Here is a 19,612-nt window from a genome sequence, read left to right on the forward strand (position 1 = left end):
GAAACGTCAACCGTGAAAAGATAAAACGGAAACGACAAACATTGACGTTTGCCGTTTCACGTTTCACGATTATTTCGAGTACAATTCGACGATCAGTTGTTCCTTGATGTTCTCAGGAACGGCCTCACGCTCGGGGTAGGTGATGAACGTACCGGTCATGGTCGTTTCATTCCAATCAACCCAGGTGAACTTCTGGTTTTTACCACGCACCTGGCTGGTGATGGCGCTGTTGTCTTTCGACTTGTCCTTCAGGGCCACGATGTCGCCGGGCTGCAGTTGGTAGGAAGGAATATTCACTACCGAACCGTTTACGGTTACGTGCTTATGGCTTACCAGCTGGCGGGCAGCAGGACGGCTGGGCGCAATACCCATGCGGAAGATGGCATTGTCCAGGCGGGCTTCCAGGAGCTTGATGAGGTTTTCACCGGTAACGCCTTTACGACGGGCGGCTTCTTCAAAAGTTTTGCGGAACTGCTTTTCCAGTACACCGTATGTGTACTTGGCTTTTTGCTTTTCGCGGAGCTGGAGGGCATACTCACCCAGGGTCTTGCGCTTGCGCTGAGCACCGTGCTGACCGGGAGGGTTGGAGTTTTTACCGAGCCATTTGCCATTGCCAAGAATGGGCTCGCCGAAAATGCGGGAGATTTTGGTCTTTGGACCGTTGTAACGTGCCATAGTGGTTTATATCATTTCCGCTTTTTAGAAACCGGTGCGTTCATCGTTGAAAGCGGTAAAAATTAATGAAGCACCCTTTGATGTAAATGATGATAACCAGGAGGTATCAGAAAAGCTTTTGGCCTTTAGCTGTTAGCGGTTAGCCAAAAAAGCCAACAGCCAATAGCTAAAAGCCAACAGCTATGTTATACGCGGCGTTTCTTGGGAGGACGGCAGCCATTGTGGGGCAGCGGGGTAACGTCCTTGATCATATTCACCTCGATACCGGACTGAGCCAGACCGCGGATAGCGCTCTCACGGCCAGCACCGGGACCTTTTACAAATACGTCTACGCGGCGAACACCGGCATCCAGGGCTACTTTAGCGGCATCGGAAGAAGCCATCTGAGCAGCGTAAGGCGTGTTCTTTTTAGAGCCACGGAAACCCATTTTACCAGCAGAGCTCCAGGAGATTACCTGGCCGGACTTGTTGGTGAGGGAAATGATGATGTTGTTGAAAGAAGCGGTGATGTGGGCATCGCCATAGGCGTCAACCTTCACAATACGCTTTTTGGCGGCGGCTTTAGCGCTCTGTCCACCTTTTTGTGCTTTTGCCATTGTAGGTAGTCTAAAAAACTGATTAAAAGATAACCACGCTGGTACGTGGCTGCATCAACCCTCCCCGTCGAAGCCCGGATCCGGCGCTGTTGCGTTATGCTGCTTCGCTGGTTAAGCTACAAGTAAATAGCCTCAAGCTGCAAGTAAATTCCACTTGAGGCTGAAGCTGAAAGCTCGTAGCTATTAACCTTACTTCTTAGGCGCCTTCTTCTTACCGGCAACGGTTTTACGCTTGCCTTTACGAGTGCGGCTGTTGGTTTTTGTGCGCTGACCACGCAGGGGCAGACCCTTACGGTGACGGAGACCGCGGTAGCAGGCGATATCCAGGAGACGCTTGATGCTCATCTGCACTTCAGAGCGCAGCGCACCTTCCACCTTGAACTCGTCGTTGATGGTAGTACGGATAGCATTCAGGTCTTCATCGTTCCACTCGTTTACTTTCTTGCTGCGATCAATGCTGTTCTTGTCAAGAATGTAACGGGCAGTAGCGGGTCCGATACCAAAGATGTAGGTCAGACCAATCTCGCCTCTTTTGTTTTTGGGTAAGTCAACGCCGGCAATACGAGCCATAGTTTATTGCTTGTTTTTGTTTTGTAATTACAGGCTTTTAGCAATTAGCTTTTAGCCTTTAGCTTCTCTTTGTGGGGAGCTAATAGCCAACAGCTAATGGCCAACCGCTCCAATTATCCCTGACGCTGCTTGTAGCGGGGGTTCTTTTTGTTGATCACGTACAGTTTGCCTTTGCGACGCACGATCTTGCAATCGGCACTGCGTTTTTTGATGGATGCTCTAACTTTCATGACTTCGGTTATTAATCAGTTTTTATTTATAGCGGAAAATGATTCGTCCCCGACTCAAGTCGTAAGGGCTCATCTCTACGCCAACTTTATCACCCGGCAAAATCCGGATGTAGTGCATCCTCATTTTACCAGAAATGGTTGCCAGTATTTCATGGCCATTTTCCAGCTTCACGCGAAACATTGCGTTCGACAGTGCTTCCAGAATTACGCCATCCTGCTTTATTAAAGGTTGCTTCGACATATAGATTTTGGGAGCGCGAAGATATAGGTATTCGCGCAAAAAATAAAAACCGGGCTGTAAATTTTCCACACTATGGTGGTTTACAGCCCGATTTTTGGCAAAAGTATGGGAAACAAGGGGAAAGAGGAGCGCCCAAAGTTTGAAATGAATGCTAAAATGGGTATACCGGCTTTGAACTTTAAACCCAAGATCAGGGCCTAAACCGTTGTCCTTTCCAGCGGCACCTTGGTCATTTCCAGGTAATGGTTCTGCAGCTCGTGCACGTACAGGGGATGGTTGAACAGCCTGTGGTCCTCACGGTACCAGATCTCCAGGTTGGTATAGTTGCCCGGGTCTTTAACCAGTACGCGGAAGGGCCCGCGGCTGTACTTGGCACCCTGCTCGGTATCCGAACGCTCAAAACCCAGTTTAAACAGTTGCGCTTCATTCATAGGGATGGGCACCAGTTGCGAAGGCTCGTACCAGAACTCCTGTATGCCGTTGTCTACGCAGACCAACTGCTCGTCGTTGCTCTTCTCAATCACCACGCCTTCTCTTTCCACACCGCCTTCATCCAGCACTTTCATAATGTCGCCTGGTTTCAGTTCTTTCAGTTTTACCATGGTTCAAGGTTTTTTCTTTTGAATATAAAAAATTAAACCAGAAGGCGTTTGAGGTTAAGGGTTTGGCGTTTGGGTTTTTGGCTGGAGCAATGTGGTTTAAAGGAATTCGCCAATCGAAGGAATCACCAAACCCCTATTCTGCCCAGCTCATTACATAGCCGGGATTTTCAATTTCAAGCGCCTGCCGGGTTAGCATCAGCGGGTGAAAAGTGTCCACCATCACGGCCAGTTCCTTTGTTTCCTTTGCCCCAATGCTTTTTTCTACGGTGCCGGGATGCGGTCCATGCGGAATGCCCGCCGGGTGCAGGGTGATCATGCCGCGGGTAACATTTTTCCGGCTCATAAAATCGCCGTCCACATAATAAAGCACCTCGTCGGAGTCGATATTGCTATGATTATAAGGTGCAGGGATGGACTGAGGATGATAATCGAAAAGGCGGGGTACAAAAGAGCACACCACGAAATTGTTTGCTTCAAAAGTCTGGTGCACGGGTGGTGGCTGGTGCACCCGGCCCGTGATGGGTTCAAAATCGTGGATGCTGAAGGCATAAGGGTAACAGCAACCATCCCAACCCACCACATCGAAAGGATGGGTGCCATAGTGCAGCGGATAGAGCACCCCCTTCTTTTTGGTTTGGATCAGGAAATCACCCCGTTCATCAAATGTTGCCAGGTTCTGTGGCGTACGGATGTCGCGTTCGCAAAATGGGGCATGCTCCAAAAGCTGTCCGTACCTGCTCTGGTACCTTTTTGGAAAACGAATGGGGCTGAACGACTCCACGATAAACAGCCGGTTGTCAGGCGTATCGAAATGGATCTGGTAAATGGTTCCCCGGGGTATGCAGAGGTAATCGCCATAGGCAAAGGCCAGCTCGCCATAAACGGTTGTGAGCCTGCCACTGCCTTCATGTACAAAAAGCAGCTCATCGGCATCGGCATTTTTGAAAAAGTACCCGGTTAGGCTTTGCCGGGGCGCAGCCAGTGAAATATGTACATCGTTATTTACCAGTACGGGTACCCGGCTCAGTAGGTAATCGGCGGCAGGCGCCACTTTAAACCCTTCAAAGCTGCGGTGGCTGAGCATTTTTTCTTCCGCTACCTGGGGCTGCACCGATACAGGGGTGCCCGTTTTAATGATCTGTGTAGGCGGATGCACATGGTATAAAATGGAGTAATCGTTGGAAAAGCCTTCCGTGGAAAACAGCTGTTCGGAGTATAACCCACCATCGGGTTTACGAAACTGGGTATGACGTTTATGCGGCACTTGTCCGCATTGATTATAGTGGGGCATGGCAAGCTGGGATGAAAGATGATTAATGAATAATGAGTTGATTACCGGAATACAAGGGTTCGGCACACCAGATCAAAAATTCAGCTCGAGGGTGAGGAGCAGGAATACGTATTTCCAGCAGCGCTTATCTATCCAGTAGGTAAAATTTCGATGAAAGGGCATACTGTAATGTACATAAAAAAGCCAAAGCAGCAGGGCTGCTTTGGCGCCATAGGGGCTGTTTGAAACAGCAAATAATTTGATGGAAGGGCAACCGTGTAAAAGGCTATCAATAAATGTAATCGTCGCAGTTGGGACACTCGGTTTTGTGGGGGCCTAAAGGTTTTTCAATGGCACCACACATACCACAAATCACCACCTGCTGGATTCCTGCATTGCTGCTTTGCGTATTATCGGTTCCGGTGCGGTTGTCCGAGATGCTGGCAATTACCTGTTCTGCTATCATGCTCATAACCTTTCGTTTTCTTTACCTGTGCACATATTGTTCCAGTTGATTGGCACAACAAGGCAAGCCCAACAGTAAACAATACATGTGCTTTGATAATCAATGCACCACCATTTATCAGCCTTGTCATCAGCCCGGCTGTAGTCAGCAAAACATGCCACATTTTGAGGAATTGCAGCTTTAGAGCCTACTATTTGCCGCCATTACGCCTGACTGCTGCTGTCGCCCTAACTTGCAGTTGTTTATGACTAGAATAGGATTGATTTCGGATACGCATGGCTATTTAGACCCTGCCGTTTTTACTCATTTTGCTGCCTGCGATGAAGTGTGGCATGCCGGCGATTTTGGGCCTGATGTTGCGGAGCCACTGCAGGACTTCAAACCCCTGCGCGGCGTATATGGCAATATTGACGATGGCACCATCCGCCATCAATTTCCCGAAACCTTGCGCTGGCAGTGTGAAGGTATTTCGGTGCTTATGACCCACATTGGCGGCTACCCGGGCAAGTATGCGCCAGCCGTGCGCAAGGAACTGGCCACCACAGCCACCGGTCTTTTTATCTGCGGCCATTCGCATATCCTCAAAGTGATGTTCGACCAAAAGCAACAGTGTCTCCACATGAACCCAGGGGCCGCAGGCAACCATGGCTGGCACCAGGTGCGCACCCTTCTGCGCTTTACCATCGATGGCAACAATATTAAAGATTGCGAGGTGGTGGAGTTGGGGAAAAGAGGAACCCTGAACCGCTGATTTGTATGATTGGGAATGATTTGTATAAATTATGGTTCAGCAACTATCTTTCAATTCAATAGTGCATATCCTGATATAAAAATGCACTTGCTTCATTTCTGCAACTTACCTCTGTAGCAAAAATTATATCAGCATGATATAATAACAAAAGCGCCCCAAAGAGCGCTTTTGTTATTATAAGTACACTCCGAAGCGGAGTCATACAAATCATTTCAAATCATAAACATGTGCGGTTAGAACCATCCACGGCCTGCGCCCACTTCCCGGAAAGGCCAGGGAATAGAAACAAGGATGATCAGCAGGGCTATGATGTAGAAGATAGCAGTGCGGCGGTGCTTGGCAGTGTCCGGGATGCTTTTCTTTCCCTGTGCTTTACCGATATGGATCATGGCAATGCCCAGGATCATACCGATCTGGTGCTCTACTGCATAAAAACGCGTCACGGCATCACCCATTGCTCCGCTCATGCCGTTGGCCTGGATCAGCTGCAAACCCCAGGGGCCAGCCAGCCACAGGTAAATACCCACCAGCAACATGGTATCGGAAGCAATCATCAAAAACAAAGAGGTTTTGGCATCGCCCTTCGTGTAGGCACGGTTACCTGCAGTGAGGTGTTTGGCGATGGCCAGCAGCAACAATACCAGCACCACCCATCGGCCAAAGCTATGCAGGTGCAACATTCCGGTGTACATACTTAAGTTGGTTTAAAGTTTGGGCAAAGATAGGGGGACAGGGAGCTAATGAGCTAATGTGATAATATGCTAATGTGCTAACTAAAAAAGCCATTTAGGATGAATAGCGCAACAGATTGGTGACAATTACCTATTTTGAACGACCCTATTGCAAATAAATCAAACTGCTATTCAAATATAGAATTTGCAACAAGCCCCTTTAGCACATTAGCATATTATCGAATCAGCTAATTACCCTCCACCCAATCTGCCACAAACAAATTTGTTTCCCTTGTACCGCCATTATTTCGGTTGGAGGCAAACAGGATGCGTTTGCCATCGGGACTGAACATGGGGAAGGCGTCAAAGCCTTTGTCCCTGCTTACTTTTTGCAGGTTGATGCCATCAGTGTTAATGGTGTACATATTGAAAGGGAAACCCCGCTGGTACTCGTGGTTGGAACAAAAAATGATGCGCCCGTCGGGCATAAAGTTGGGCGCCCAGTTGGCCTGCCCGAGGAAAGTAATCTGTTTGGCATTGCTGCCGTCGGCATTTGCAAGAAACACTTCCATCTTTGTAGGCGCCACCAGCCCCTGCTTCAACAACTCTTTGTATTCTTTTATTTCTTCAGGTGTTTTGGGCCGACTGGCACGCCACACCAGTTGTTTACCATCGGGACTGAACCATGCACCACCATCATACCCCAGTGCGGTTGTAATGCGTTTCGTTTTTCCGGAGGCCAAATTTAAAACATAAAGATCCAGGTCACCATCGCGTACAGAAGTAAAGACCATCTGTTTGCCATCAGGCGAAAGCGTTGCTTCGGCATCATAGCCAGGCGTGTTGGTAAGCCTCCTAGTGTTTTTACCCGAAGTATCGGCAATGAATATATCGTAGCTGTCGTATAGCGGCCAGATATACCGGTTGCCCCATTTGGCACGGTCTACCGGTGGCGGACAGGTATCGGCACCCAGGTGAGTGGATGCATAAATGATATGGGTATTATCGCTGGTAAAAAAAGCGCAGGTAGTACGGCCTTTGCCCGGGCTGACCATTTTATACCGGAAGGGTTCACCGTTCTGCGGCAGCTGCCCCATGAAAATCTGGTCGCAAGGCACACCATCCTTAATGCTGGTACGCTGAAACACCACCCTCTTTCCATCGTAACTCCAATAGGCTTCGGCATTATCGCCGCCGAAAGTCAGCTGCTGTATGTTCCGGAAATGCGTTTCCTCGGGGTAAAGAAGGGTATCGGCAGACTGCGCAAAGACAAGCTGGCTGCAAAAAATTACAATCGCTATCAAACCCGGTTTTATTTGTGGCAAGACTCTTTTCATGGCTGTTAAGTGGATGCGAAAATAACAGTTCACCCATTGGTCATTGTTCACAGGAAAGTAAAATACCTGCAATAGCCCCTAGCTTTGCCCTCCATGAAACCCTGGCAACTTTGCTTTTTGCTCCTGCCTATTGCCGCCTGTAGCCCTTCGGCTGAAGATGCTTTGCTGCAACAACAACCATTTGCTGCACTCACCGACAGCATTGGCCAACAGCCTCGCAATGCCGGCTTGTACGAACACAGGGCTACCCTGCTGCTCCAAAACCAACAGGACGCACTGGCTGAAAAGGATTTCCGTAAAGCTTTCGAACTGCAACCCAATGAAGATAATGCCATCGGTGCCGCCCGATTTCTCATTGGCCGCAACAATGATTCAGCCATTGCCTTCCTGCAAGAGGCCGTAAAGAAAGTACCCGAAAGCCTGGTACTTAAAATCAGCCTGGCTCGCGGATTTCAACAGCGCAAAGAATACGATAAGGCTATAGCTATCTGCAATGGCATTATTCATGAATATCCCAACCAGTTGGATGCACTGGTACTTAAATCGGACCTGCTGAAAGCGCAGCAGAAGGATGCCGAGGCTTTGGCGACCCTGGAACAGGCTTACCAATATGCACCCTTTGATGCAGAACTGGTACACAACCTTGCTTTTGGGTATGCACAGGCAAAAAACCCCAAAGCCCTTGCGCTTTCCGATTCGCTGATCCAGGCCGACTCGGCGCAGCGACATGCCGAGCCCTTTTACTTTAAAGGTGTTTACTACAGCACTACCGGAAACCGCACTGCTGCGTTGCAACAGTTTGATGAAGCCATTCGCCGCGACTACAATTTCCTGGACGCACATATGGACAAGGGTGTGTTGCAATACGAAGGCAAACAGTATGCAGCTGCGCAAAAAACTTTTGAACTGGTGCTGACCATTTCACCTGCTTATGGTGATGCATATTTCTGGCTGGGCAAAGTGGCGCAGGCGCAGCAACAAAATGCACAAGCCAAGGAGCACTATCTTCGTGCCTACAGCCTTGATAAAAGCCTGGCCGAAGCCAAAGATGCTGCAGATAAAATATGAAAGTGATCGGGGCTGCAAGTGACCAGGGATCGTGGAACGGCAAACGTGAAAGGTCAATTTTCAAAAGGCCTTTAAGCACTGTTAGTATCTGGCTAGCTAGGACCTTTTTTGTTTTTGTAAAAGAAAGCCAACCCTATCATTCCTTGCCGCAATGTATACTTAGGGCAATAAAATAGAAAGCCTAAACAATTCAAATTTCAAATCTAAAAGCATATATGCCGCTTGTTGCGCCTTCCCTACTCGCCGCCGATTTCCTGCACCTGGCCGATGCCTGCAAAATGGTGAATGAAAGTGAAGCCGATTGGTTTCACCTGGATGTAATGGACGGAAATTTTGTACCCAATATTTCGTACGGCCAGCCCGTAATTGAGTTCATCAACAAGGCAGCCACCAAAACCCTCGATGTTCACCTGATGGTGCAACAACCGGAACGCTACGCGGAAGATTTTAAGAAAGCTGGTGCCGACGTTCTCTCTGTTCATTACGAAGCTTGCACCCACCTGCACCGAAATGTGCAACAGATAAAATCACTGGGTATGAAAGCAGGCGTGGCGCTCAACCCACACACGCCGGTTGACCTGCTGGAAGACATCATCGGCGACCTTGACCTGGTGCTCATCATGAGTGTGAACCCCGGTTTTGGTGGTCAGAAATTTATTGAGCGCTCTTTAGAGAAGATCAGCACCCTGCGCAGGATGATCGATGATGCTAAGCTGTCTACCTTAATTGAAGTTGATGGCGGCGTAACCATAGAGAATGCCCCTGCATTGGTGCAGGCCGGCGTAGATGTGCTGGTGGCAGGCAGTACCGTATTCAGGGCTGAAGATCCTTTTGCAGCTATAAAGGCGTTGAAGGCTGCTAAATAATTTTAAACACCTAAAGATAGTAACACCTGACAGGTTGTAAAAACCTGTCAGGTGTTACTATCTTTAAAACTTAGGTGCCACCCAAAACGCATCGCGCCAGCCACCACAAGCCGGCATTTCATCGGCCAGGGCTTCTCCTAAAGCAACCAATTGGACTTTTGTGGCCATTTGTTCTACCAAAGGAAACAACTGCCGTTCTTCAAAGCGAATATGATAGTTGAGGATCTGCGCCAACCTTTCCAAGCCAGGCAGCGTGGGTTTGCGCATCATTTCGGCAAACTTGTCGGCAATGGCCTCGTGCTCTTCCAACATTTTCTCAATCATTGGGTGACACTCGCCCAGAATGGGTATCAGTTCGGCTTCCTCTTTTTGAAAGTGAGCTGCAAAATGGCTGGCCCAGCTCCAGGTGCAAAAGCGGCCCATCCGTTCTTTTGAAATACCCATTTTCAGTCCCTGCCTGATTTTAAACACAAACAACAATCCTTCGTGGTGCTCGCGGCTCAGCGGCGCCAGTTCCTTGCTACGCTTTATTGGTGTTACTACGGTTGGCATGCCGCAAAGGTACTGTCCGGCTGTCGCTGCATCATGACCGGCATCAATCCCGACCCGATTTAAGTCATTTTTGGCTTAGAAAGGCAGCATCTGAAGCGGGTAACTGCAGCTTATTTGCGCCCCCTTTAAGTGGATAACGTTTGCCCTGCCATACCAGCACACCGGGTACACCTTTCGGCAGTTGGATATCGGCCAGCCAGGTGCCACCCGATTGGCGGTAGGCTGCACTGATGGCGCCTGCCGGGTGGGGCATGGTGCCGCTGATTTCCTTTAGGCTGCCGAGGTGTGGTTCCACTTTTACCCTTCGGAAACCAGGCGCATCGCTATCGATACCCAGCACAATGCGGTACAACTCGATATTGGGACTGGAACCCCAGGCATGGCAATCCGACCGGGAGGCACTCACGTCCGACATTTCGGCCCAGGTGGTAAGTCCCATACGGATATTTTCGCGCCACTTGTCCAGCCAGGTAAGATACCTGTTACCCAACCCGGCCTTTACACCGGCCAGGTGCAGGTAGTATTTAAAATAGATAGAAGCAGCAGCCAGGCTGGTATCAGCCAGCATACGGGTGGCCAGCTCCTTCATCCCCGTCTTAGGCGCAATCCCGGATAGGATGGCCAGGGTATTGGCGTGTTGCGAAAATCTGTCCTTTTCTTCCGTATCGGCATAAAGCCCACGGGTAGCATCCCAATATTTACGCTGCACGGTTTGCTTCAATTGCGCCGAACGTTTGCGATAGCGGGTAGCCAGCTCTTTTGCACCCAATGCTTCTTCCAGTTCGGCAGCTACATCATAGGTCCAGGCCAATTGCATATCCAGCACCGAAGAGGTACCGCTTTTACTGAGGGGAGCATTGCCCCTGGGCCATTGGGGTACCCAATCGGTGAAGATCCAGTAGGGCACATTTTTCAAAGACCCATCACCTTGCTGATACTGCTCAAAAAATTGGAGAATGCTGCGTACGCCATTGAGCTTTTGCTGCACAAATGCACTGTCGGGGCGATAGCGCCAGTAATCATGGAGCATACCAATGTACCAAAGGGAGAAAGTAGGAATCTGCTGGTGCAGGTCGGTAGGATACCTACTAAGGGTGATACCTTCTGCAATTCGCGAATGATCCATCAGGTCGAGGGCCTGCTTTACCATTGCATCATCAGCTGTATTATACAACGTAACAAGGGCCTGGATACGGGCATCGCCAATATATTGGAGCTGTTCGTAGTATGGGCAGTCCATGTAGGTTTCAACGGCACAGAGTCTTGCCGTGCGCCAGCCTATGTCCATCAGTTGCGGCAGGTCGGGGTCGTCGCCCTGCACTTGGGCAAGCTTTATAAACGGGTAACCGGTAAAGGTGCCGTATACATCTTCAATCACCAGCGGCTCCTCTTTTGTTTGCACCTCCACCTGTATATAGCGGTAGGTGCGCCACCACAAGGCGGTGTACTGCTGTCCCTGCGCTCCGCTGGAAATGATGCTGTCTTTTTTGCCTACAAATACTTTCCCGTCCACCTCGTTGCGGTTGCCTTTGTTTCGGTAGGCCCAAATGGAAGTTGCATTTTGAGGCTTTGCATAAAGCCCCTCGGCGTAAGCCATGCCGATACTGGCACCCTTGCCCCCGCTGAACACCAGCGAAGGATAGGCATTGGTCAAAGTGCCATTGTCCAGCAACAGTATGGCGCTTGTATTTGCAGGAATGGTAGCCGTTCCTTTTTGGGCAGGAAAATTACCGGAAATGGTGGTGCTATCGCTCCTGCGCAGGGCAGCCAGCCGCTGGGTACTCATTTCCATTTGCGGGATGGGTGAAGGCACCAGCATCCAGCCCCGGGCATCCATGGACGCACCCTTCGTCAGGCCCTTCCAGATATTGCGGGCAGGCGCCCACCCTACATCGGAATAACCGGGCTGCTCCCAGTTGCTGATGTAACGGTCCATCTGAACCTGTTCGGCGGGACCGGCTACATAATAACCCGGAACAGAAACCCGGCGTGGTGCGTAGCTGCTATCCCTGGTGGCCCGCCAGGTGGTGTCGGTATTTACAACTGCATGCAAGGTGTCGTTTGCCTGCAGGATAAAACCGGTTCGGTAAGAAATCTGTGCTTCCGGCTTTTGCGGACCATCGTTCCACACCACGGCAGCCAGCACATTGTTGCCTGCCTTCAGGTATGGAGCGAGGTCAACGGTTTCGAAATTCCAGAAATAGAGGTCCCCCCGGGCTGGCCCAAGTGAAACCAATTGGCCGTTTGCATAAAGTTTATACCGGTTGTCGCCCGACACATGCACTGCGAACTTTGCCGGCTTATTGGGCAGGGAAAATGTCTTGCGGAATTTGTAAACCCCATAAGCCTTGGGGTCGGTACTCTGGGCTTCAATCCAGGAGGCATTCCAGGGTTTAAGCCACAGATGATCGGGCAGACCCTGGGCACACAAAAACCTGCTTAGGAACAGTAAGGTGATTAAGGTTAAGTACTTCATGGTTTTGCCGGAAGGGATTGACAAAGTTCTCACAGATGCCACAGATAACACGGATGATTGCCTACATACAGGACCCGGGAAAACATCCGCCAAACCTGCCTATCAATTATCTTTCACACAAACTAAAATAAGTAGCGAGGCGGGATTATTTCTCAAAGATGACAGAGATAAACTGGTGATTGTTTTCAAGAAAGATCTGTGTTATCTGTGAGAATCAAACGCAGTGTTTAATTGCTAGCCTTTGTGGTGGCATTGGCAGGAAGTGGTGCACTAAACTGGTACTTGCCCGAGCCTACCTGCAATTCAACATACCCGTTGGAGCTGCCTCTTACTTCGATGTCTTTGGCGCCTGTTACCATCACCCCGTTTTCTTTTACTTCACCTGCCGTTGCCGCAGGCACAAATACCGATGCCCTGGTATTGGCGGGTACCTGAACTTCCAGCAGGAAGTTGCCGGCTTCTTTTTTCCAACCTGCCGCCACAGTACCATAATAGGTATCCATCCGGGCACTGGCATGTGTAAAGCTGCCGCCGGGCAGGGGTTTTACCCGTATGTGTTTGTAACCGGGACCGTCCTCGTAAGTATCAAGGCCCACCATGGTGCGGTACATCCAATCGCCGATGGCGCCATAAGCATAGTGGTTGAAGGAGTTCATGCCGGGTGTTTGGAAACTGCTGTCCGGCTTTTGTCCATCCCAACGCTCCCAGATGGTGGTAGCACCCATCTTCACCGGGTAGAGCCAGGAGGGATATTGCTCGCGTTGCAGGAGGTTGTAAGCCTGGTCGGTAAATCCAAACCGCGACAATACCTCGCAGAGGTAAGGCGTACCCAGGAAGCCGGTAGTGAGGTGCCCATAACTTTTTACATTATCTGCCAACCGTTGGGCAGTAGCGGCACGCAACTCTTCGGGCAGCATGTCAAAATGCAAGGCCAGCACATAGGCCGTTTGCGTACCCGATACCAGCCGGCCGGAAGCACTCATGTACTCTTTCCGGAAAGCATCTTTGATGTTTTGGAGTAGGCTGGTATAAGCCGCCGCTTCATCCTGTTTGCCCAACACTGTAGCAGCATTGATCAGCAGCTGGGTGGAATGGGCGTAAAAGCACTGTGCAATCAGGTATTTGTCGGTTACCGCGGCCCGGCCATCGTTGTCATCATCGGGTCGGTAAAACAGCCAGTCGCCGAAATGAAAACCGGTATTCCAAAGATTGTCCTTGCTTTTGCCCCGCATAAATTCCACCCATGCTTTCATACTGTTGTACTGGGCTGCCAGCACACCCGTATCGCCGTAATGGAGGTAGAGGTTCCAGGGCACAACGGTGGCCACATCAGCCCAGCCCGCCGAGCCCAGGGCACCGGCACCAATCACATTGGGTACTACAAAAGGCACACTGCCAGCCACCTGATCGGCCTCCACATCCTTGAGCCACTTGGTAAAAAAGGGATGCACATTCATGTTGAACATGGCCGTCCGGCTGAACACCTGCGCATCGCCGGTCCAGCCCAGGCGCTCATCGCGCTGGGGGCAATCGGTGGGCACGTCCAGGAAATTGCCTTTTTGTCCCCATTGAATATTTTGCTGCAGCTGGTTCACCAGGCTATTGGAAGAAGTGAAGGTGCCTGTGGGTGCCATGTCGGAATAGAGCACCACGGCCTTGAAGTTCTCCGGTTTCAGCTCACCGGGATAACCCTCTACTCTGAGGTAACGGAAGCCATGCCAGGTAAAGGTGGGCTCGTAGGTTTCCACACCATTGCCCCGCAGGATAAAGGTGTCGCGGGCATGTGCGGCCCGCAGGTTGGTGGTGTAAAAATTACCGGTCTTGTCCAGTATTTCGGCATGCGATAAAACGATCTGGTCGCCACTTTTGCCGCTTGCTTTAAGTTGAACCCAGCCTACAAGGTTTTGCCCGAAATCAATCACCTTTTCACCGGAGGGCGTGGTAAAAATGCGCTGGGGTGCAAACACTTCTTTTTTGCGCACCGGCTCGTTGTAGGTAGCCACCAGCACATCTTTGCTGTGGTTGCCCACCTTTACACCACTCCAATCGGCATCCTTAAAACCGGGAAGGCTCCAACCTTCTTTTGCCATTCGGTTGTCTACCTTTTCACCATTATAGATCTCCGCATAGCGGATGGCGCCGGTACTGGACTTCCAGGTATCATCCGTGACTATTGTTTCAGTACTGCCGTCGGCATAGCGGATATCCAATTGCATCAGCAGGGCGATGTCTTTGCCGTACACATTACTGTTGTTGGAAAAACCAATGATGCCACGGTACCAACCGCTTCCAAGGGAAACGCCGATGGCGTTGCGGCCCTGTTGCAAAAGCGAGGTGACATCATACACCTGGTATTGCAACCTTTTTTGGTAGGCCGTCCATCCCGGCGTGAGGTAAGCATCTCCTACCCGCTTGCCATTGATCTGCGCATCGTACATACCGTGCGCCGTGATATAGGCGGTGGCCCGGGCTATCTTTTTGCCGGTGCTGAATTCCTTGCGCATCAGCGGGCTTGGCCGGGAAGGTTCTTCTGCAAAGCCGGGCTCTATCCATTGTGCCTTCCAGTCGGCAGGCTGAAGCAGGCCCATTTGCCACAGGGCCGGCTGGCTCCAGGCCGAGGCTTTGCCGCTATTGTCCCAAACCCTTACCTGCCAGCGGTAGGCTTTACCCGATTCCAGGGCGGGCCCCCGGTAGGGCACCAGCACACTTTGCAGGGAGGCTATTTTACCGGTGCTCCATACTTTACCACCGCCATCTTCCAGTACCTGGAGTTCATAAGCGGTTTGCAGCACATTGCGCTTGTCGCTCACAAGCTGCCAGGTAAAGCGGGGCTGGCGTACATCTAATCCAACAGGATGGGGTTGGTTTTCGGTAAGCAGGCGGCCGGTTGCAACCTGTGCCGTCGCGCACATGGAAAGGGCCAGCCCAAGTGGGAGCAGGAAGATTTTTTTCATGGCAAATAATCGTGGAGTGTACAGTTGCATGAATATAAGCATCTATTTGCGGGCTGCCATGATGCACTGTGATGGTTGAAAACTCAAAGCCAGGAGGTGCTTTTGCCCCTGCATGTTCCCGCGTTGATAAGTTCAGGCTACTCCATCAATGCTAGGAGTACAGAGTACCAATACCTACCACCCCGTAAAACAATGCATGCCCGGTGCGGCTTATACTTCCTATTAATCCTTTACAAATCCTACTTATCACGGGTTACTTTTGCCCCATGCTCCAAGTAAGTGCCCTTTATATTTACCCCATCAAATCCTTGGGTGGTTTCGCAGTAGACCAGGCCCTTGTAACAGATCGTGGTCTGCAGCACGACCGGCGTTGGATGCTGGTGGATAAAGCCGGAAACTTCTTGTCGCAACGCAGCCTGCCCGCAATGGCGCTGTTGCAAACAGCACTTACCGGTGGTGGCATACAGGTTACCCACAAGCAAAGCAAAGCACAAATCCTCTTGCCTTTTGTACCACAAACAAACAACACCCTTGCAGTAACTGTTTGGGATAACCGCTGCATAGGAATTGAAGTAAGCCCGGAGGCAAGCACCTGGTTTTCGGAACAGCTAGCGCTGGAATGCCGCCTGGTGTATATGCCCGATGAAGCACCCATAGCCGTTGAAACGGCGTATGCACACAACGGGGAGGTCACTTCTTTTTCCGACGGTTACCCTTTCCTGCTCATAAGCCAGGCCTCACTTGACGACCTCAATAACCGCCTGGAACAACCAGTGCCCATGAACCGGTTCCGGCCCAACATCGTGGTGAGCGGCAGCGAGCCCTATGCGGAAGATGGCTGGCAGCATTTTCAGATCAATGGCCTCAACTTTTTTGGCGTAAAACTTTGCGGACGCTGCGTGGTTACCACCATCAACCAGGACAACCTGGCCATGAGCAAGGAACCATTGAAGACCCTGTCCACCTACCGGCAGGCAGGCAACAAGATCATGTTTGGCCAGAACCTGTTACACAGCGGAAGCGGCACCATCGCCGTAGGGCAGGAAGTTTCCATTTTATAGCTGTATTGAGTTCTTTTCGGGGTTTGCATGCCTCAACCATCTTTTTTCCTTGGCAAGCCTTGTTTCAACCCCTCTTTTTTGTAATAGCTTAAAAAACAGGGCACTAAACTGAAGCTGCCTTCCTGCCTGATGTCGGTTCGATTCTTGATGCGCCTGCACCAAAGTGCAAACAATGAAATTCATTAAATTGAAAGACGCCGCCAGCGGCGAGGAGGTACAAATCTCCTACAAAGATTATGGGCAGGGCCGCCCAGTAGTACTCATCCATGGATGGCCACTCAGTAAAGACATGTGGGAATACCAGATCGACGACCTGGTGAATGCCGGCCTGCGGGTGGTAAAATACGACCGCCGCGGTTTTGGCAAATCCGACAAACCCTGGGATGGCTACGACTACGACACGCTTACCGAGGACCTGCATGCCTTGTTGGAACAACTGGACCTTCGCGATGCAGTACTGGTCGGCTTTTCCATGGGGGGCGGCGAGGCTGTTCGCTATATCAGCCGTTATGGCACCGACAGGGTTTCGGGACTGGTACTGGTGAGTGCTGTTACTCCTTATATGCTCAAAACCGCCGACAATCCCGATGGTGTGGACGAGTCGGTGTTTGCCGAGATGATGACCGAAATGAAAAAGGACCGCATCGGTTTCTTGGACGATTTTGGTAAGAAGTTTTTTGGCGTAAGCCTGATTAACCACCCGGTAAGTACGCCCCTGCTTGAATATTATCGCAGCCTGGCATCGGTGGCCCTTCCCCGTGCTACCCAGCAATGTGCCATTGCTTTTGCCCAAACAGATTTCCGCAACGATATACAAAATATCAAGGTACCAACCCTGATCATTCATGGTGATGCGGATAAAACGGTACCCATTGAAGCAAGCAGCAACAGGACGGCACAAATGATTGCCGGTGCTGAATACATCGTGTATGAAGATGCACCACATGGCCTGTTCTATACGCATCGCGAAAGACTGAACGCTGACCTGATTGGGTTTTGCAGCAAGCACGCAACAACTGCTGCTGCCTCCACGCAACAACGCATCAGCGGATAAATTCCAGTATATTGGTTAAGCCGGTAGCCCCTGGCTGCCGGCTATTATTATCCAGATGGTTGCATGTTCCTGCTTTTTGCCTGCTTGTTTGCATAAGCAAAGCCTTGCCATTATTTTCACCACCGCCCCACCAATCCGCAAAAAACATGCTTATGATTCCGGACAACATAGCCAGTGGTCCCGACCTTATTCCAGCCAATGATGCCCAACGATTGGCGGCACTACACCGGTACCAGATCATCTATTCCGACCCGGAAGAAGTGTTTGACAATATCACCCGCATCATGGCCGTTGTATTTGATATGCCCATGGCCTTTATATCCCTGGTAGATAAAGAGCAGGTTTTTTATAAAGCAAAAGTGGGCCCTTTTAACCTGCCCCAGGTAGACCGCAACGATAGCCTTTGCTCCATTGCCATTTTACAACCACAGCCCACCATTTTCACCAATACGCTAGATGTTCCTTACCTCACGGAAGGCCGGTTTATAAAAGGGGAAGGCGGCCTCCGCTTTTATGCAGGGGCGCCCCTAACTACACCGGAAGGTTTACGCATTGGCACCGTATGCGTATGTGATACCACGCCCCGGAATTTTACAACAGAACAAACCCTGTTGCTGGAGCGCTTTGCACAGTTGGTGCAACACGAAATAGAAATCAGGCTTGCAGCCCGCGCACAAGGTGTGGAACTGGAGGCCATGGTAGCAGCCCGCACAGCTGAACTACAAAGGGCCAACGAAGCTTTGCAAAAAACAAATGCCGAACTGGAACAGTTTGCCTATGTAAGCAGCCACGACCTGCAGGAGCCGCTGCGCAAAATCCGTATTTATTCAAGCCTGATTGCCGAAAATGAAGGGCTAAACTGGAGCGAACGTACACAGGAAGCACACCGCAAGATCATGGAGTCCACCGAGCGCATGAGTGGTTCGCTAAAAGACCTGCTGCATTTTGCGGGGCTGTCGAAAGCAGAAAGTTTTGAACTGGTGGACCTCAATGAAGTGCTGGTTGCCGTTACCAGCGACCTGGAACTGCAGATAAGGCAACAAAATGCACGGATCAACGCCGCAACCTTACCTACCCTGCCGGCCATTCCCTTGCAGATGCACCAACTATTTTATAACCTGCTGAATAATGCCCTGAAATACCGCAGGCCCAACACAACACCCGAGATTGCTATCCAGGTAAAAGAAGTTGAAGACGGCAATACAGGCAATAAAGGGTTTGAAATTACAATAGCTGATAATGGTATTGGGTTCGACATGCAGTACCACGATAAAATATTCACGATCTTCCAACGACTGCACAACCGCACCGAATATAGTGGCAATGGCATTGGCCTTGCATTATGCCGCAAAGTGGTGCAAAACCATAGCGGCAATATTTACGCTACCAGCATTCCCGGTCAGGGCACTTGCTTTCATGTAGTACTACCCAATACTTCGGCAAGGATGGCTACGGCAGTACCTGAAATGGCTGCAATATAAATGGCCAACATCTGCACTTTATTGAACCCTGTTTACCGGTACGTATTTCTGAATGGTACCATCGGCGGCTATCATACCCGAATACAGGATTAGGGTATCTATATTGAATTCATAATGGACGATAGCATTGCCGGCGTCCTTTAAAAGGATGGCATCCATCATCCGGTTGGTTTGGAGGGAGCTGTCTTTAAGGCGGCTGTAAGTTCCAGTAGTCACCGGGCCGTCTTTGGGAATCATCTGGTAAGTATCGGCAGTAAATTTCCAGCGGTTACCAGTACCGGGTTGCAGGTTGGGACCGCTTCCTTGTGGCAGCATGCCGCCGTAAATAACCCTGAGTTCCCATTCCCCTTCCAGGCTGGTAATCTGTTTCTTTTCCACCGCATGATTTCCGGTGTTGGAAGTATCGCCTGGTTTATGGCAACCTGCCAGAAGAAACAGTGCAGCCAGTGAATTAATTATAAGCTTGTGCGTCATTTCCGTAATTTATTAAACACTGACATGCTACTTGACAGATCCGTTGCACGGAAAACCTGAATTTATAAAGAGTAGTAAGGTGAAGACCCTGTTATTGCAATCAAACCAAAAGCATGGGCAAAGAAAAAGCCACCTCAAATGAGATGGCTTTTTATCTGAGCGGAAGACGAGATTCGAACCCGCGACCCCAACCTTGGCAAGGTTGTGCTCTACCAGC

The 19,612-nt window shown here is 50.4% G+C and carries 20 protein-coding genes; 6 read left to right on the forward strand and 14 right to left on the reverse strand.

Annotated elements, in window-relative coordinates:
* Positions 1–69: 69 nt before the first annotated feature.
* The 8 genes from rpsD to BUE76_RS16670 all read right to left on the reverse strand — a co-directional run bounded on the left by rpsD (position 70) and on the right by BUE76_RS16670 (position 4,656).
* Positions 70–675: a 30S ribosomal protein S4 gene (rpsD, locus tag BUE76_RS16635; protein ID WP_073042901.1), complete on the reverse strand. Its 606-nt coding sequence runs from the start codon at positions 673–675 to the stop codon at positions 70–72.
* A 185-nt stretch (positions 676–860) separates the two neighbouring features.
* Positions 861–1,271, reverse strand: a complete 411-nt coding sequence (gene rpsK, locus BUE76_RS16640; RefSeq protein WP_073042903.1) for a 30S ribosomal protein S11 — start codon at positions 1,269–1,271, stop codon at positions 861–863.
* A 189-nt stretch (positions 1,272–1,460) separates the two neighbouring features.
* Positions 1,461–1,841 carry a 30S ribosomal protein S13 gene (rpsM, locus tag BUE76_RS16645; RefSeq protein WP_073042905.1) on the reverse strand — a complete coding sequence of 127 codons (381 nt, stop codon included), beginning with the start codon at positions 1,839–1,841 and terminating at the stop codon, positions 1,461–1,463.
* Between the two features lie 113 nt (positions 1,842–1,954).
* Positions 1,955–2,071 (reverse strand): type B 50S ribosomal protein L36, encoded by a 117-nt coding sequence (gene ykgO / locus BUE76_RS16650; protein ID WP_046369371.1) that lies wholly within the window; start codon positions 2,069–2,071, stop codon positions 1,955–1,957.
* Between the two features lie 22 nt (positions 2,072–2,093).
* Positions 2,094–2,381 carry a translation initiation factor IF-1 gene (gene infA, locus BUE76_RS16655; protein ID WP_449506036.1) on the reverse strand — a complete coding sequence of 96 codons (288 nt, stop codon included), beginning with the start codon at positions 2,379–2,381 and terminating at the stop codon, positions 2,094–2,096.
* A gap of 128 nt (positions 2,382–2,509) precedes the next feature.
* Positions 2,510–2,914: a hypothetical protein gene (locus BUE76_RS16660; RefSeq protein WP_073042907.1), complete on the reverse strand. Its 405-nt coding sequence runs from the start codon at positions 2,912–2,914 to the stop codon at positions 2,510–2,512.
* A gap of 133 nt (positions 2,915–3,047) precedes the next feature.
* A complete protein-coding gene (locus BUE76_RS16665) occupies positions 3,048–4,205 on the reverse strand; it encodes a homogentisate 1,2-dioxygenase (protein ID WP_073042909.1) in 1,158 nt (385 codons plus the stop codon).
* Between the two features lie 268 nt (positions 4,206–4,473).
* On the reverse strand, positions 4,474–4,656 hold the full coding sequence (locus BUE76_RS16670; RefSeq protein WP_073042911.1) for a hypothetical protein: 183 nt from the start codon (positions 4,654–4,656) through the stop codon (positions 4,474–4,476).
* 238 nt (positions 4,657–4,894) lie between these two features.
* Here BUE76_RS16670 and BUE76_RS16675 point away from each other — a divergent pair, with 238 nt between their 5' ends.
* A complete protein-coding gene (locus BUE76_RS16675) occupies positions 4,895–5,401 on the forward strand; it encodes a metallophosphoesterase family protein (protein ID WP_073042912.1) in 507 nt (168 codons plus the stop codon).
* Positions 5,402–5,634: 233 nt separating this feature from the next.
* On the opposite strand, the gene BUE76_RS16680 is transcribed toward BUE76_RS16675, so the two are convergent.
* Both BUE76_RS16680 and BUE76_RS16685 read right to left on the reverse strand, forming a co-directional pair.
* Positions 5,635–6,093, reverse strand: a complete 459-nt coding sequence (locus BUE76_RS16680; protein WP_073042914.1) for a hypothetical protein — start codon at positions 6,091–6,093, stop codon at positions 5,635–5,637.
* A gap of 227 nt (positions 6,094–6,320) precedes the next feature.
* Positions 6,321–7,409, reverse strand: coding sequence for a TolB family protein (locus BUE76_RS16685; protein ID WP_073043154.1), 1,089 nt, complete (start codon positions 7,407–7,409; stop codon positions 6,321–6,323).
* A 93-nt stretch (positions 7,410–7,502) separates the two neighbouring features.
* On the opposite strand from BUE76_RS16685, the gene BUE76_RS16690 reads away from it, so the two are divergent.
* Together BUE76_RS16690 and rpe are read left to right on the forward strand one after the other, a co-directional pair.
* Positions 7,503–8,477, forward strand: coding sequence for a tetratricopeptide repeat protein (locus BUE76_RS16690; protein WP_073042916.1), 975 nt, complete (start codon positions 7,503–7,505; stop codon positions 8,475–8,477).
* A gap of 215 nt (positions 8,478–8,692) precedes the next feature.
* Complete coding sequence (gene rpe, locus BUE76_RS16695) at positions 8,693–9,343, forward strand: ribulose-phosphate 3-epimerase (protein WP_073042918.1); 651 nt, start codon at positions 8,693–8,695, stop codon at positions 9,341–9,343.
* A gap of 63 nt (positions 9,344–9,406) precedes the next feature.
* On the opposite strand, the gene BUE76_RS16700 is transcribed toward rpe, so the two are convergent.
* From BUE76_RS16700 to BUE76_RS16715, 3 genes are all read right to left on the reverse strand, one after another.
* Positions 9,407–9,895, reverse strand: coding sequence for a hemerythrin domain-containing protein (locus BUE76_RS16700; RefSeq protein WP_073042920.1), 489 nt, complete (start codon positions 9,893–9,895; stop codon positions 9,407–9,409).
* A gap of 64 nt (positions 9,896–9,959) precedes the next feature.
* On the reverse strand, positions 9,960–12,371 hold the full coding sequence (locus BUE76_RS16705) for an alpha-L-rhamnosidase-related protein (RefSeq protein ID WP_073042922.1): 2,412 nt from the start codon (positions 12,369–12,371) through the stop codon (positions 9,960–9,962).
* Between the two features lie 227 nt (positions 12,372–12,598).
* Positions 12,599–15,325 (reverse strand): alpha-L-rhamnosidase, encoded by a 2,727-nt coding sequence (locus BUE76_RS16715; RefSeq protein WP_073042926.1) that lies wholly within the window; start codon positions 15,323–15,325, stop codon positions 12,599–12,601.
* 266 nt (positions 15,326–15,591) lie between these two features.
* Here BUE76_RS16715 and BUE76_RS16720 point away from each other — a divergent pair, with 266 nt between their 5' ends.
* The 3 genes from BUE76_RS16720 to BUE76_RS16735 all read left to right on the forward strand — a co-directional run bounded on the left by BUE76_RS16720 (position 15,592) and on the right by BUE76_RS16735 (position 18,921).
* The gene (locus tag BUE76_RS16720; RefSeq protein ID WP_073042928.1) at positions 15,592–16,386 is read left to right on the forward strand and encodes an MOSC domain-containing protein; all 795 of its coding nucleotides are present in this window, start codon (positions 15,592–15,594) and stop codon (positions 16,384–16,386) included.
* Between the two features lie 172 nt (positions 16,387–16,558).
* Complete coding sequence (locus BUE76_RS16730) at positions 16,559–17,440, forward strand: alpha/beta fold hydrolase (RefSeq protein ID WP_073042931.1); 882 nt, start codon at positions 16,559–16,561, stop codon at positions 17,438–17,440.
* 152 nt (positions 17,441–17,592) lie between these two features.
* Positions 17,593–18,921, forward strand: a complete 1,329-nt coding sequence (locus BUE76_RS16735) for a GAF domain-containing sensor histidine kinase (protein WP_158069988.1) — start codon at positions 17,593–17,595, stop codon at positions 18,919–18,921.
* An 18-nt stretch (positions 18,922–18,939) separates the two neighbouring features.
* Here the strand turns inward: BUE76_RS16735 and BUE76_RS16740 are convergent, their stop codons facing one another.
* Positions 18,940–19,395 (reverse strand): hypothetical protein, encoded by a 456-nt coding sequence (locus BUE76_RS16740; protein ID WP_073042935.1) that lies wholly within the window; start codon positions 19,393–19,395, stop codon positions 18,940–18,942.
* Positions 19,396–19,612: the final 217 nt, after the last annotated feature.

The organism is Cnuella takakiae (genome assembly GCF_001953305.1).
Classification (GTDB): domain Bacteria; phylum Bacteroidota; class Bacteroidia; order Chitinophagales; family Chitinophagaceae; genus Flavisolibacter; species Flavisolibacter takakiae.